The organism is Microbacterium sp. LMI1x-1-1.1 (assembly GCF_040676205.1).
Classification (GTDB): domain Bacteria; phylum Actinomycetota; class Actinomycetes; order Actinomycetales; family Microbacteriaceae; genus Microbacterium; species Microbacterium aquilitoris.
On record NZ_JBEGHM010000002.1, the window covers coordinates 910,798 to 924,124 of the forward strand.

12 protein-coding genes are annotated in these 13,327 nt (G+C 68.6%); 3 read left to right on the plus strand and 9 right to left on the minus strand.

Translation table 11 applies throughout. The features are described from left to right. Positions 1-4: 4 nt before the first annotated feature. Entirely contained in the window at positions 5-298 is a 294-nt protein-coding gene (locus tag MRBLMI1x_RS12150) for a DUF4193 domain-containing protein (RefSeq protein WP_018186686.1), read from the minus strand. A gap of 219 nt (positions 299-517) precedes the next feature. On the opposite strand from MRBLMI1x_RS12150, the gene sepH reads away from it, so the two are divergent. Further along, positions 518-1,543 (plus strand): septation protein SepH, encoded by a 1,026-nt coding sequence (gene sepH, locus MRBLMI1x_RS12155; protein WP_363459010.1) that lies wholly within the window; start codon positions 518-520, stop codon positions 1,541-1,543. Between the two features lie 2 nt (positions 1,544-1,545). Here sepH and MRBLMI1x_RS12160 read toward each other — a convergent pair whose 3' ends face one another. After that, entirely contained in the window at positions 1,546-2,658 is a 1,113-nt protein-coding gene (locus MRBLMI1x_RS12160) for an alkaline phosphatase family protein (protein WP_363459408.1), read from the minus strand. A gap of 94 nt (positions 2,659-2,752) precedes the next feature. Here MRBLMI1x_RS12160 and MRBLMI1x_RS12165 point away from each other — a divergent pair, with 94 nt between their 5' ends. Further along, positions 2,753-5,206, plus strand: coding sequence for a DNA gyrase/topoisomerase IV subunit A (locus tag MRBLMI1x_RS12165; RefSeq protein WP_363459012.1), 2,454 nt, complete (start codon positions 2,753-2,755; stop codon positions 5,204-5,206). A 7-nt stretch (positions 5,207-5,213) separates the two neighbouring features. On the opposite strand, the gene MRBLMI1x_RS12170 is transcribed toward MRBLMI1x_RS12165, so the two are convergent. Together MRBLMI1x_RS12170 and MRBLMI1x_RS12175 are read right to left on the minus strand one after the other, a co-directional pair. Then, entirely contained in the window at positions 5,214-5,462 is a 249-nt protein-coding gene (locus MRBLMI1x_RS12170; RefSeq protein WP_363459014.1) for a DUF4287 domain-containing protein, read from the minus strand. Positions 5,463-5,487: 25 nt separating this feature from the next. Further along, complete coding sequence (locus tag MRBLMI1x_RS12175) at positions 5,488-7,560, minus strand: DNA gyrase/topoisomerase IV subunit B (RefSeq protein ID WP_414685614.1); 2,073 nt, start codon at positions 7,558-7,560, stop codon at positions 5,488-5,490. A 194-nt stretch (positions 7,561-7,754) separates the two neighbouring features. Here MRBLMI1x_RS12175 and MRBLMI1x_RS12180 point away from each other — a divergent pair, with 194 nt between their 5' ends. Further along, positions 7,755-7,976 carry a DUF7455 domain-containing protein gene (locus MRBLMI1x_RS12180; RefSeq protein ID WP_018186680.1) on the plus strand — a complete coding sequence of 74 codons (222 nt, stop codon included), beginning with the start codon at positions 7,755-7,757 and terminating at the stop codon, positions 7,974-7,976. A 69-nt stretch (positions 7,977-8,045) separates the two neighbouring features. Here the strand turns inward: MRBLMI1x_RS12180 and MRBLMI1x_RS12185 are convergent, their stop codons facing one another. From MRBLMI1x_RS12185 to MRBLMI1x_RS12205, 5 genes are all read right to left on the minus strand, one after another. Continuing rightward, on the minus strand, positions 8,046-9,059 hold the full coding sequence (locus MRBLMI1x_RS12185; protein WP_116229156.1) for a sugar-transfer associated ATP-grasp domain-containing protein: 1,014 nt from the start codon (positions 9,057-9,059) through the stop codon (positions 8,046-8,048). A 24-nt stretch (positions 9,060-9,083) separates the two neighbouring features. Next, complete coding sequence (locus MRBLMI1x_RS12190; RefSeq protein ID WP_363459017.1) at positions 9,084-10,097, minus strand: sugar-transfer associated ATP-grasp domain-containing protein; 1,014 nt, start codon at positions 10,095-10,097, stop codon at positions 9,084-9,086. Between the two features lie 11 nt (positions 10,098-10,108). Next, the gene (locus MRBLMI1x_RS12195) at positions 10,109-10,813 is read right to left on the minus strand and encodes a coenzyme F420-0:L-glutamate ligase (RefSeq protein WP_018186677.1); all 705 of its coding nucleotides are present in this window, start codon (positions 10,811-10,813) and stop codon (positions 10,109-10,111) included. Continuing rightward, on the minus strand, positions 10,810-12,144 hold the full coding sequence (locus tag MRBLMI1x_RS12200; protein WP_336123599.1) for an RNA polymerase sigma factor: 1,335 nt from the start codon (positions 12,142-12,144) through the stop codon (positions 10,810-10,812). Before MRBLMI1x_RS12200 ends, MRBLMI1x_RS12195 begins: the two co-directional genes overlap by 4 nt. Positions 12,145-12,366: 222 nt before the next feature. Continuing rightward, the gene (locus tag MRBLMI1x_RS12205; protein ID WP_018186675.1) at positions 12,367-13,296 is read right to left on the minus strand and encodes a proteasome assembly chaperone family protein; all 930 of its coding nucleotides are present in this window, start codon (positions 13,294-13,296) and stop codon (positions 12,367-12,369) included. Positions 13,297-13,327 lie beyond the last annotated feature (31 nt).

The window sequence follows — 13,327 nt, forward strand, 5'->3', positions numbered from 1 at the left end:
CTGCTTACGCGGCGCACTCGGTGCAGATGGCACCGATCGAGGTCTGGTGGTCGATCTGGGTCCGGTGCTTCACGAGGAAGCACTCGACGCAGGTGAATTCATCCTCCTGAGGAGGGAGGACGACGACGTCGAGGTCGACGTCGGAGAGGTCTGCGCCGGGGAGCTCGAACCCGCTCGGGTTGTCAGAGTCCTCGACGTCGACCGAGCCGGACATCTTGTCCGGGACGCGTTCCTTGAGAGCCTCGATCGACTCGCTGTCGTCTTCGGTCTTGCGGGGGGCGTCGTAATCCGTGGCCATTCGAGAACGTCTCAACTTTCGGGGTGGTGCTGTGGGGTGCGGCCCGTTCGGGCGGCCATAGTTTGCATCACCTCACGGTGAATCGCAAATGAGCCGCCGGGCCGTAGCTGCCTTTCGGGGGTGCCACACCGCAAACTCGCGGCGCGCCCCGGATATTCCCGCCGCCGGGCCTGCTCCGTGACAGCATGAACGCACACGCTGGATCTGGAGGACGTCCGCATGGAACAGCTCAAAGTGATCGGCACCGAGGACGGTCGCCTCATGCTCGCGACCGACGCCGGCGACCGCTTCTCGCTCGCCGTCGACGAGGCGCTGCGCACCCACCTGCGCCGCCTGCAGCGGGACGCCGAGCCCCGCACCACCCGCCCGAACCCCCGCGACATCCAGGCTCACATCCGTGCCGGCATGACGGCCGAGGATGTGGCTCAGCTGCTCGGTGTGCGCGTCGAAGACGTTCAGCGCTTCGAAGGACCGGTCTTGGCCGAACGCGAGCACATCGTGGGTCAGGCGCTGGCCGTGACCGTGCTGATCGGGGGCGAGCTCGACCCCGGGGCGCAGCCGACCTTCGGCAATGCCGTCCGCGCGAAGCTCACCGAAGCCGGCGCCACGGGCGAGCGCTGGACGAGCTGGAAGGACCAGAACGGCTGGACCGTGAAGCTCGAGTTCACCGTCGGGGAAGTCGAGCACGACGCCCGCTGGTCGTTCGATCCGCGCCGATCGTCCCTCGCGCCGCAGAACTCCGACGCGACCCAGCTGTCGCGTCAGGGCTCGTTGCCCGAAGGTCTCATCCCCCGCTTGCGTGCTCTCGACTCCGCGCCGCAGAAGGATGCCTCCCGCTTCGACAGTGGTGCATTCGGTCCCCGTGCGCTCTCCGAACCCGACGCCGACCTCGAATCGCCCGAGCCGCGTCCCTCCTCGTCCGCCGCTGTGCAGCAGGCCGCCATCAAGCGTGCGCCCGACGCACCCGTGACGTCTGCGGAGACGGCGGACCTCCTCGAAGCGCTGCGCCGCCGCCGCGGCCAGCGCGAGCCGATGCCGGGTGAGCACGGGGAGGAGCGCACCTCCACCCCCGTCGCCCTCTTCGACGCACCCGAGCCCGCCGACGAGCCGGCGCCCGCCGAGCCGGAGAGTTCCCAGCCCGAAGTCGCGGCGGAACCGGCCACCGAGCAGACGCGTCGGCGGGGTCGTACGTCGATGCCCTCGTGGGACGAGATCGTTTTCGGCGCACGCACCGAGGACGGCTGACCTCAGCCGAAGGCCCCGAGCCGCACGAGCGGGACGACCCGCTCCTGATCGGTGAGCGAGCCGTGCTGCCCGATCATGTTCTGCGGCTTCTTGTCGGCCTCCCGGTCGTCGTAGTACGCGACGGCGGACCGGGCGGCGACGAGGACATCGCCGATCCGCGGCAGGACCTCGGGATCGGGCGAGGCGCCGAACAGTCCGGCGGCGACCGCCTCGTCGCGTGACATCACCCAGGCGCGGGGGGACTCGGCATCCCGCCACCGCTCCAGGACCTCGTCCGCGCGTCCGTCCTCCGTGTAGAGGTGGAGCATGCGCGGCTCGCCCGCGACGATGGTCACGTTCTCGACGAGCGGGTCGCCGTCACGCAGGAGGACCTGGCGATGGCGGGGGACGTCGACGATGCCGTGATCGGCGGTGAGAACCGCCGCGGCGTGGGAGCCGATGGCGGCATCCAGATCGCGTGCCGCACCGTCCACTCGCTCGAGAGCCGCGGCCCACTCGTCGCTCTCCCACCCGCGGGCGTGGGCGATGGTGTCCAATTCCGGGACGTACGCGTAGACGAGGGCTCCGGGATGCCGGAGTGCCAGGTCCGCGGCACGTTCCACACGCTCGGAGATCGAGGCCGCACCCACGAACTCGGCCCCCCGCTGCAGGGCGGCGGTGAACCCGGTCCCGGCGTAACGCGGCTGCGAGACGACGAAGCACGGCCGCCCCGCCTCTGCCTCGCGCTGGAGCAGCGGGACCGAGCGCTGCCAGGTCAACGGGTCGAGTCCGTCCGTCTCCCAGCCCTTGAGCTGGTTGGGCGCGCGATCCGTGCCGGGGATGCGCGCGCGGTAGCCGACCAATCCATGCGTGCCGGGTGTCTCCCCCGTGAGCAGGCTCGCGAGCGCGACCGCCGTGGTCGAGGGGAAGACGGTGCGGGCGGCATCCTTCTTGGTCATCCGCCCGGTGAGGAAGCGCGCGTATCCGGCGCGGGCGGTCAGGTTCGCACGGCCGAGACCGTCGACCAGCAGCACGATCGCCGACCGGGCGGGCGGGAACCACTCGCCCCGCCCCTCGAGAGAGGCCAGGATCTGCGGCACGACACCGGTGAGGCTCCGGGCTGACGGCGGGTCCACGGGTAGGCTGAGAGACACCCGGGTCAGTCTTCCACACGGTGCTCCGCCGCCGTTTCTGGCCCCTCGCAGCATCTCCCGAAGACCGATCGAGGCCATGGCATCGCGCACTCCCCCTCCTCCGCCCGCTGTTGAACGCATCGAGGACGTCGACCTCGCTGACGAGATGCAGGGCTCATTCCTGGAGTACGCCTACTCGGTCATCTACTCGCGCGCCCTTCCGGATGCCCGCGACGGCCTGAAGCCCGTGCAGCGCCGCATCCTCTTCCAGATGTCCGAGATGGGCCTGCGCCCGGACCGCGGCCACGTGAAGAGTGCGCGTGTCGTCGGTGACGTGATGGGCAAGCTCCACCCGCACGGCGACTCCGCGATCTACGACGCGCTCGTCCGCCTCGCGCAGGACTTCGCCCTCCGCGTGCCCCTGGTGGACGGGCACGGCAACTTCGGTTCGCTCGACGACGGGCCGGCTGCCGCGCGATACACCGAAGCCCGACTCGCGGCATCCGCTCTGGCTCTCACGGAGAACCTCGACGAGGACGTCGTCGACTTCATCCCGAACTACGACGGCCAGTTCCAGCAGCCGGAGGTGCTCTCCGCCGCGTTCCCGAACCTGCTCGTCAACGGTGCGACCGGTATCGCCGTCGGCATGGCGACGAACATGGCGCCGCACAACCTCATCGAGGTCGTGTCGGCCGCCATCCACCTGCTCGAGAACCCCGGGGCGACCCTCGAGGAGCTCATGGAGTTCGTGCCGGGACCGGATCTCCCCGGTGGCGGCGTCATCGTGGGCCTCGACGGCATCAAGGAGGCCTACCAGACCGGCCGCGGCACGTTCCGCACCCGCGCGAAGACGTCGATCGAATCGCTCGGCCCGCGCCGCACCGGCATCGTCGTCACAGAGCTCCCTTACATGGTGGGGCCGGAGCGCGTCATGGAGAAGATCCGCGACGCCGTCTCGTCGAAGAAGCTCACCGGCATCTCGGACCTCACCGACCTCACCGACCGCAACAACGGCCTGCGGCTCGTCATCGGAATCAAGACCGGCTTCGACCCGAACGCGGTCCTCGAACAGCTCTACCGGCTCACGCCGCTTGAGGACTCCTTCGGCATCAACAACGTCGCCCTCGTCGGCGGACAGCCGCAGACGCTCGGCCTCAAAGAGCTGTTGCGCGTGTACCTGGATCACCGCATCCAGGTCGTCACCCGCCGCAGCCGTTACCGGCTCGCGCGCAAGCAGGAGCGCCTGCACCTCGTCGAGGGCCTCCTCATCGCGATCCTCGACATCGACGAGGTCATCCAGGTCATCCGCACCTCAGATGACAGCGAGCAGGCCCGTACGCGCCTCATGGACGTGTTCGACCTGTCTCAGCTGCAGGCCGAGTACATCCTCGAGCTGCGGCTGCGCCGACTCACGAAGTTCTCGCGCGTCGAACTCGAGGCCGAGCAGAACACGCTGAAGGCCGACATCGCGGCCCTCGAGGAGCTCCTCGGCAGCGAGGTGCTCTTGCGGCGCCAGGTCGCGACCGAATTGGATGCCGCATCCGACGCCTTCGGCACGCCCCGCCGGACGCTCCTCATGAACGGCGGTCCCGTCGCTCCCCGCGGCCGCGCCGCAGCGCCGGCGGACCTTCAGATCGCCGACGCCCCGTGCCGCGTCTATCTCTCGGCGACCGGACGCATGGTGCGCGCAGAGCTCGTCGCCGACGCGCCCGGCGGGGGCGTGGTCCCACCCGCTCGCCGGTCGAAGCACGACGCGATCCGCTCTTGGGTGAACGGCACGACGCGCGGCGACCTCGGCGCGGTCACGACTCTGGGTCGACTGGTCCGCTTCACGCCCGTCGACCTGCCGTCCGTGCCGGCGAACTCGGTGCAGCTCGCCGCGGGAACCCGCGCGGACCAGTATCTGGGACTCGCCCCGGCCGAGCACGTCGTCGCGATCGTCCCGCTGACGGATGCCGCCCCGATCGCGCTCGGCACGGCGCAGGGCGTCGTCAAGCGCGTCTCGGCGACCGAGCTGCCGCCGGGAAAGCCGGACGTCGAGATCATCTCGCTCAAGCCGGGCGACACCGTCGTCGGTGCTGCCCTCGCCGACGACGCGGGTGAGCTCGTCTTCGTCTCGAGCGACGCGCAGCTCCTGCGATTCGAAGCCTCGGCGGTCCGCCCTCAGGGCCGGTCGGCCGGCGGGATGGCCGGCATCCGGCTCTCGGACGGCGCCCGCGTCATCGCCTTCACCGCCGTGACCGCAACGGACGAGACCGTCGTGGCGACGGTCGCGGGAGCGAGTGCCGCCTTGCCGGGGACCGATCCGGGGTCGGCGAAGGTCTCGCTGTTCTCCGAGTTCCCCGCAAAGGGTCGGGCGACCGGCGGCGTCCGCGCGCAGCGTTTCCTCCGGTGGGAGGACGCGTTGCTCGTCGCGTGGGTCGGCGACCAACCGCGCGCCGTCGGCATCGACGGCGCGGTCCGATCGCTGCCCGAGGCGGGCGCGAAGCGGGATGCCTCCGGCCAGGCGCTCGACGCCGCGGTCGGCGCCATCGGCACGACGGTGGCCTGAGCAGGGTTCAGCCTGCGAGCTTCGCCTTCACGTAGGCGACGATCGCGTTCGCGTGTCCGTGCCCGAGCCCGTGCTCGTCCTTGAGGACAGCCACGGTCTCCATGTGTGTCCGGGTGTCCAGGCTGCCGGCGGCGACGTCGAGCCAGTGCTGCACCGGTTGACCGTAGGTCTTCTCGATGCTCGGGAAGTACGAGGCGGGACCCTTGGGCTTCTCCCCCGGGGCGATGACGGGCGCGACGACGCGGTGGGCTTCCATACCCGTCACGCTAGCGCCGCACGGTTCAGGCGTCGATGCGCTCGCGATCGAGCCGTTCGCTCGAGGTCACGATGAAGTCGCGGCGGGGAGCGACCTCGGACCCCATCAGCAACTCGAACACCGTCGAGGCGACCTCGGCGTCCTGCACGCGCACGCGTCGCAGTGTGCGCCCGGCCCGGTCCATCGTCGTCGTGGCGAGCTGATCGGCATCCATCTCACCGAGACCCTTGTATCGCTGGACCGGTTCCTGCCACCGCTTGCCCGACTTCGTCAGCTTCGCCAGGAGGGTGTGCAGCTCCTGCTCGCTGTACGTGTAGATCGTTTCGTTCGGCTTGGTGCCGGGGTTCATGACGACGACGCGGTGCAACGGCGGGACGGCGGCGTACACGCGGCCCTCCTCGATCAGCGGACGCATGTAGCGGAAGAACAGGGTCAACAGCAGCGTGCGGATGTGCGCCCCGTCGACGTCGGCGTCGCTCATCAGGATGATCTTGCCGTAGCGCGCGGCCTCGAAGTCGAAAGATCGTCCGGACCCCGCGCCGATCACCTGGATGATCGCGGCGCACTCGGCGTTCGAGAGCATGTCGCTGACCGAGGCCTTCTGCACGTTGAGGATCTTGCCGCGGATCGGCAGCAGCGCCTGGTACTCGCTGTTGCGCGCGAGCTTCGCGGTACCGAGCGCGGAGTCGCCCTCGACGATGAACAGTTCGGACTCGGCCACGTCGTTCGTGCGGCAGTCCGCGAGCTTCGTCGGCAGAGACGACGACTCGAGCGCATTCTTGCGTCGCTGGGTCTCTTTGTGCGTGCGCGCAGAGATGCGCGCCTTCATCTCCGAGACGACCTTCTCGAGCAGGAGCGCCGTCTGCGCCTTGTCGTCCCGCTTCGACGATGCGAACTTCGCAGCCAGCTCCTTCGAGACGACGGATGCAACGATGTTGCGGACCGCGGGCGTGCCGAGGATCTCCTTGGTCTGCCCCTCGAACTGCGGCTCGGGCAGACGCACCGTGAGGACGGTCGAGAGCCCCGCGAGGATGTCGTCCTTCTCGATCTTCTCGTTCGCGCCGACCTTGAGCTTGCGCGCGTTCGACTCGATCTGACCGCGGAGGGTCTTCATGAGCCCCTGCTCGAAGCCCTGCTGGTGCGTGCCCCCCTTGGGGGTCGCGATGATGTTGACGAACGAGCGGGCGATGGTCTCGTACCCGGTGCCCCAGCGCAGCGCGATGTCGACCTCGCACTCGCGTTCCACCTCGGTCGGGACCATGGCCCCCGACGCCTGCAGGACCGGCACCGTCTCGGTGAACGTGCCGGTGCCCGAGAGGCGCCAGGTGTCGGTGATCGGCGCGTCCGGCGCCAGGAACTCCGCGAACTCGGAGATGCCGCCGTCGTAGCGGAAGCTCGTCTCGATCTCCTCGTCGGTCCGCCGATCGACGATGACGATCTCGAGCCCCGGGACGAGGAACGCCGTCTGCCGCGCACGCTGCTCGAGCTCTCCGAGGTCGAAGGCAGCGTCCTTCGTGAAGATCTGCCGGTCCGCCCAGTACCGGATGCGACTGCCGGTGACGCCGCGGGGCGCCTTGCCGACGACGCGGAGTTCGCTGGACTTCTCGAAGGGACGGAAGGTGGACGAGGGACCGTCTCCGTCGAACGATCCGGGCTCGCCGCGGTGGAACGACATCGCGTACGTCTTGCCGCCGCGGTCGACCTCGACGTCCAGGCGCTCCGACAGGGCGTTGACGACCGACGCTCCGACACCGTGCAGACCGCCCGAGGCGGCGTACGAGCCGCCGCCGAACTTGCCGCCCGCGTGCAGCTTCGTGAAGACCACCTCGACACCGGAAAGACCCGTCCGGGGCTCGATGTCGACGGGGATGCCGCGGGCGCGGTCGCGCACTTCGACGCTGCCGTCGGCGTAGAGAAGGATCTCGATCCGGTCGCCGTGCCCGCCGAGGGCCTCGTCGACGGAGTTGTCGATGATCTCCCAGAGGCAGTGCATGAGACCGCGGGAGTCGGTCGAGCCGATGTACATGCCGGGCCGCTTGCGGACCGCTTCGAGCCCTTCCAGGACCTGGAGATGATGGGCGGAATACTCGGCTGTCACGATCTCCCATCGTATTCGCCGCGGCTGACACCGAGCCGACCGACACACACGCCGACGCGAGCTCGTCATGCACAGCGCGCGCATACCGTACGCGCACAGCGAAATGTCATGCAATGGCGGCATACGTGCAACATCCCCGTGGTTGTATGACATGACAGTTCACCCGTCATGAGCAGTACGAGGAGGCACCTGACATGAGCACGTCGACCACCACCGAGCCTGGAGCCGTCCTCGAGCACCGCCTCACGGCGATGGATCGCTGCGATTCCTGCGGCGCCCAGGCCTACATCGCCGCCGAGGTCAACGGCAGCGAGCTCCTCTTCTGCGCCCACCACGGACGCAAGTACGAAGAGAAGCTCCGCGCCGTCGCCACCTCGTGGCACGACGAGACCGCACGCCTGACCGAATCGGTCTGAGCCGCGGCATCCCGAGTACGACGAAGGCCCCCTGCTGAGGCGGGGGGCCTTCGCGTATGCGGAACCGACTCAGAAGCCGACGGCCGCCTGATACACGGGCAGCAGTCCCGTGCGGACGCCGGAGGCCGAGGGCTTGGGCTGGAAGACACTCGAGTTGTGGTTGCCCTCGATCACGACGGGACCGTTCGCCGTGATCGCGATGTCCCAGCCGACGTAGGGCGCTTCCGGGGTCCGCCGGGCGAGCGAGGCGACCAGGTCGAGCACGCGGTCGTACTGCGGCACCTGGAACCCGACGATCGGGGTCCCCGTGGCAGGGTGCTCCCGATACACGTTGCTGTTCTTGTCGACGCCCGGGTAGAGCGCGACGCCCTCGTCGTCGAGCATCGTGAACATCCCGCCCGACGCGAAGTTGTCGATGACGTCCCCGTTGCCGATGCGCAGGACGGCGGCCAGCAGGTGCACCCGGCCCTCGCCGTCGAGGAACGTGATGAGCCGGACGGTGTTGACGGCATCCGGATAGAGCGCCGACATCTCGGGGTGCTGGACGATGAACTCGTCGAGGACCGTCTGCCCCTTCGCGGTGACCTCGGCGCGGAACGCGGCGACGTCGACGTCCGGACCCACCTCGTGCAGGTCGATGCCGCCGCCGCCGTGTCCCTCGTTCGGCTTCGCCAGGACGCGCGGGTGGCGCGCGAGGAAAGCCGTCAGCGCGGCATCGTCGACATCACGCAGATCGATCGTCTCGCGACCGAGCAGGTCGGCGTACTCGCGGGCGAACCGGCGCTTGTCCTCGAGCTTCGACCGCCCCTCGGGCGTGTTGTACATCTTCGTGATGCGGAACGACTTGGGGTGCGTCATCCACGTCTTCCGCTCCCGCGCGTTCAGCAGACGGATGTCCCACACGGCGTAGTCGCGGAAGGCCATGTCGTAGCGCACCGAGCACCACAGCATGTCGGCGATGATGACGGGCAACGGGGCCTTGGAGACCTGCTGCACGGTCCGCGCGAAATCGACGAGGTTGCCCGGCCGGAGCTTGCGCGCGCGTCGGATCAGGTACTGCAGGCGAACGCGGATGCGGCGCATGGCGGTCCCTTCGGTTCGGGTCGGTCAGAAACGCATCGCGGCGCGATACCGCGGCAGGAGGCCGCGACGGATGCCGGAGACCGAAGGCTTCGACTGGAACACACCGGAGTTGTGGTTGCCCTCGATGACGACGGGTCCCTCCGGAGTGATCGCGATGTCCCACCCGATGTACGGGAACGCGGGCACGCGCCGCGCCAGGCGGTCCACGAGCTCGAGGACCTCGTCGTAGAGCGGGACCTGGAACCCCGTGATGGGCGTTCCGGTCGCAGGGTGCTCGGCGAAGGGACGACCCTCTTCATCGCTCGCCGCGTGCAGTGCACGGCCGCGCTCGTCGAGCATCGTGTACATGCCCCCGTTGCTGAAGTTGTCGATGACGCCGCCGTTGCCGATCTTCAGCACACCCGCGAGCACGTGCACCTCGCCGTCGGGATCCAGGTACGACACCATCCGCAGGGAGTTGACGCTGCCGGGGTACAGCTTCGCCATGTCGGGATGCTGCACGAGCACCTGTTCGACGAGGGTCTGCCGATCGGCGAGCAGCCGATCCCGGAAGGCGGCCGGGTCGTCGATGTCGACGGAGTCGACCAGCGTGATGCCGTTGCCGCCCACGCCGCCGGGGTTCTTGGCGATGATGCGCGGATGCCGGCTCAGGAAATCGGCGAAGGCCGCGGCATCCGTCTGGTCGAGATCGATCCACTCACGGCCGAGCTCGGGTCCGAACCGCGTCGCGAACTGCAGCTTGTCGTCGAAGATCGCGCGCTGCGCGTCGTCGTTGAGTCGGCGCGACAGGTGGAACGACTTGGGGTCGGTCATGTAGGTCTTGCGCTCGCGCGCCTTCAGGATGCGGAAGTCCCACTCCGAGTAGTTCTCGAAGGTGGTCTCGTAGCGCACCGAGCACCATGCCATGTCAGCGACGACCCACCACAGCGGCGCCTTCGACAGCCGCGCCGACTGCCGCGCGAACTGCAGGACCCGGTCCGTGTCGAAATTGACCACGCGTCGCACGAAGAACCGAGCGCGACGGTAGAGCCTGTTCACGGCACCCACGGTCAGGCCTTCGACGGACGGATGATGCCGAGCGGGGTGGACTGGTGTCCCTGTCCGAGCGGGTTGTCCGAAAGGATGCGGACGAGCCGCTGCTCCCCCGCCTTGTCGAGCGTCGACCCGAGGATGTTGCCCCCGATGTCGTTGATGTCGACGACGGCGACGTCGTTCCCCCCGCCGAGCTGCGCCTTCAGACGCCGGGCGACCGTCGCCGGTTCCTTCGGTCCGAGCACGACCGCCTTGTTGTACGGCGGGATCGTGTGCGGCGTGGGCCCGTCGATGGAGCGTGCCTTGTCGCCGGCGATCCGGTAGAAGTCGCCGCGGCGTCCGAACAGCTTGGTCACGGCCGCGACGCCCGCCGCGAAGACGATGCGGGGCGTTCCGCATTCACGGAGCGCCATCTCCATCGTCTCGGGCATGCCGAGGCCGATGCCGTACTTCGTCTTCACGACGTAGCGCGACAGGAACCGCGCGAGCGGCCTGGGCGTGATGTCCTCGACGAGGTACGAGCGCCCCTGCGTGATCGCCACGATCTTCTCGGTCACGAAGAGCAGGTCACCGGGCTGGAGCTCCGGAGCGGCGTAGGTCGCGACGATCTCGTCGATGTCCTCGCCAGGCATGACGACGTGCGTCCGGATGGGGATCCGGGCGTAGGTCGCGCCGTCGACCGCTCGCGTGAGCTCCTTGCCCTCGTTCGCGGCGTCGCTCATTCGAGGTAGTCCCGGAGCGACTGCGACCGCGACGGGTGCCGCAGCTTCGCCATCGTCTTGGACTCGATCTGGCGGATCCGCTCGCGGGTCACGCCGAACGTGTCGCCGATCTGGTCGAGCGTCTTGGGCTGACCGTCGCCGAGACCGAAGCGCATGCGGATCACGCCCGCCTCGCGCTCGCTCAGCGAATCGAGGAGCGACTCGAGCTGACGCTGCAGCATCGTGAAGCCGACGGCGTCGGCAGGAACGACCGCCTCGGTGTCCTCGATGAGGTCGCCGAACTCGCTGTCGCCGTCCTCACCCAGGGGGGTGTGGAGCGAAATGGGCTCGCGGCCGTACTTCTGGACCTCGATGACCTTCTCGGGCGTCATGTCGAGCTCGCGGCTGAGCTCTTCCGGCGTGGGCTCGCGGCCCAGATCCTGGAGCATCTGACGCTGCACGCGGGCGAGCTTGTTGATGACCTCGACCATGTGGACCGGGATGCGGATGGTGCGCGCCTGGTCGGCCATCGCGCGCGTGATGGCCTGACGGATCCACCACGTTGCGTAGGTCGAGAACTTGAAGCCCTTGGTGTAGTCGAACTTCTCGACGGCGCGGATGAGGCCGAGGTTGCCCTCCTGGATGAGGTCCAGGAACTGCATGCCGCGGCCCGTGTAGCGCTTGGCCAGCGAGACCACGAGACGGAGGTTGGCGCCGAGCAGGTGGCTCTTCGCGCGCTGTCCGTCACGGGCGACCCACTGCAGGTCGAGGCCCAGCTGCGACGACTTCTCCGCCGCCGTCATGTGCGACAGCTTCTCTTCGGCGAACAGACCCGCCTCGATACGCATCGCCAGCTCGACCTCTTCGGCCGCGTTGAGGAGCGGGACCTTGCCGATCTGCTTCAGGTAGTCCTTGACCGGGTCGGCCGTCGCACCGGTGATCTGCGTCGAGTAGACCGGAACCTCGTCGTCGTCCGACGACGAGATGACGATCGCGCCCGTCGGAAGGGGCTCGGTGAACGCCGGCTTGGCGGGCTCGTCCTCGTCGTCGCCGTCCGCCTTGTCGGCATCCTTCTTTGCGTCGTCGTCGGAAGCGTCGTCCGTGGCCTCGGCGTCGAGCTCGACCTCGTCGGCCTCAGCGTCCTCGTCGTCCTCATCTGCGGACTTCTTGGCACGGGACTTCGCCGGGGACGCCTTCGTCGCAGCGGGCTTCTTCGCGGGAGCTTTCTTCGCCGGAGCCTTCTTGGCCGGAGCCTTCTTGGCGGGCGCCTCGGTCTCGGCAGGCTCGACGACGTCAGCTTCGTCGACCGCTTCTGCCGCTCGTGTACGGGTGGTCCTCGTGCTCGAAGTCACGTCTCGCCTTTCACCGACGGCATTCCGCCGGGTTTCGGACACTAGTAAGACCCTTGTCAAGTCCCGCGGACACGCACAACGACGTTCCTTCGGACCGGACAACGGGTCATTTCGTCCATTCTCTCATACGTGTCGGATGCATGAAGGACGTACCGGTGTCAACACCGAAAACCGTATGCGCATTCCCCCAACAGAGGGATGAATACGGGCGAGGCGAGCCTGTCAGCCGAGGCCCGGCCGCCGATCGTCGTCACCCGACGGGCGATTCGCGAGGAACCGCTCCAGTTCGGCCGCGAGTTCGTCGGCCGACGGAAGGTCTCCCGTGTGGATGATCGGCTGAGCCTGCGTGGAACCCGCCATGTAGGCGTCATAGCGCGCCTCGAGATTGTGGAGCATCGTCGTCAGCTCGTCGCTCGCCGAGACCTGATCGTCCACCTTCTCCAGGTACTCGCGGTTCTCGTCGCGCAGGGTGTCGCTGTCGAAGACGAGTCCCGTCGCGATCGACACGCTGTCGAGTGCGGCGATCGCCGCCGCGGGGAAGTCGGTCTCCGCGAGGTAGTGCGGGATCAAGAGGGCGAAACCCGACACCGAGACACCCGCATCCGACAGGCGGTACTCGAGGAGATGGCCCGCCGTCGAGGGCACCTGCGTGCGCGGCTTCCAGACGGAGTGGGCCTCGGTGAGGTCGGACCTGTTGCCGCTGACCGTCGTTCCGAGGGGTCGCGTGTGCGGGACGGGCATGGGGATCGCGTGGACCCACGTCACCGATCGCACCTGCAGCCCCTCGGCCAGCCCGACGACGGTGTCGACGAACGCCTCCCACGCGAAGTCCGGCTCGTAGCCCGACAGGAGGACGAACGGCTGACCGAGCGCGTCGTGGACGAGCGCGAGGTCGAGGCGGGGAGGGCGGTAGTCCGTGAGGTGATCGCCGTCGAAGGTGATCAGCGGGCGCCGAGCCCGGTAATCGAACAGCACGTCGGGGTTGAACGTCACGACCGGCTGCGGGTCGTGCTCGGTGTGCAGATGGTCGACGACGCGCGTGACCGCGGACCCGGCATCCGTGAAGCCGGTCAGCGCGACGACCAGGGGCAGGCCCGCCGGAACAGGGGGCGCGGTCGTGATGCGCTCGTAGAGGGGACCAGACAGGGGCATGCTTCCACTGTAGAAGCAGGCTCGAAGGGGT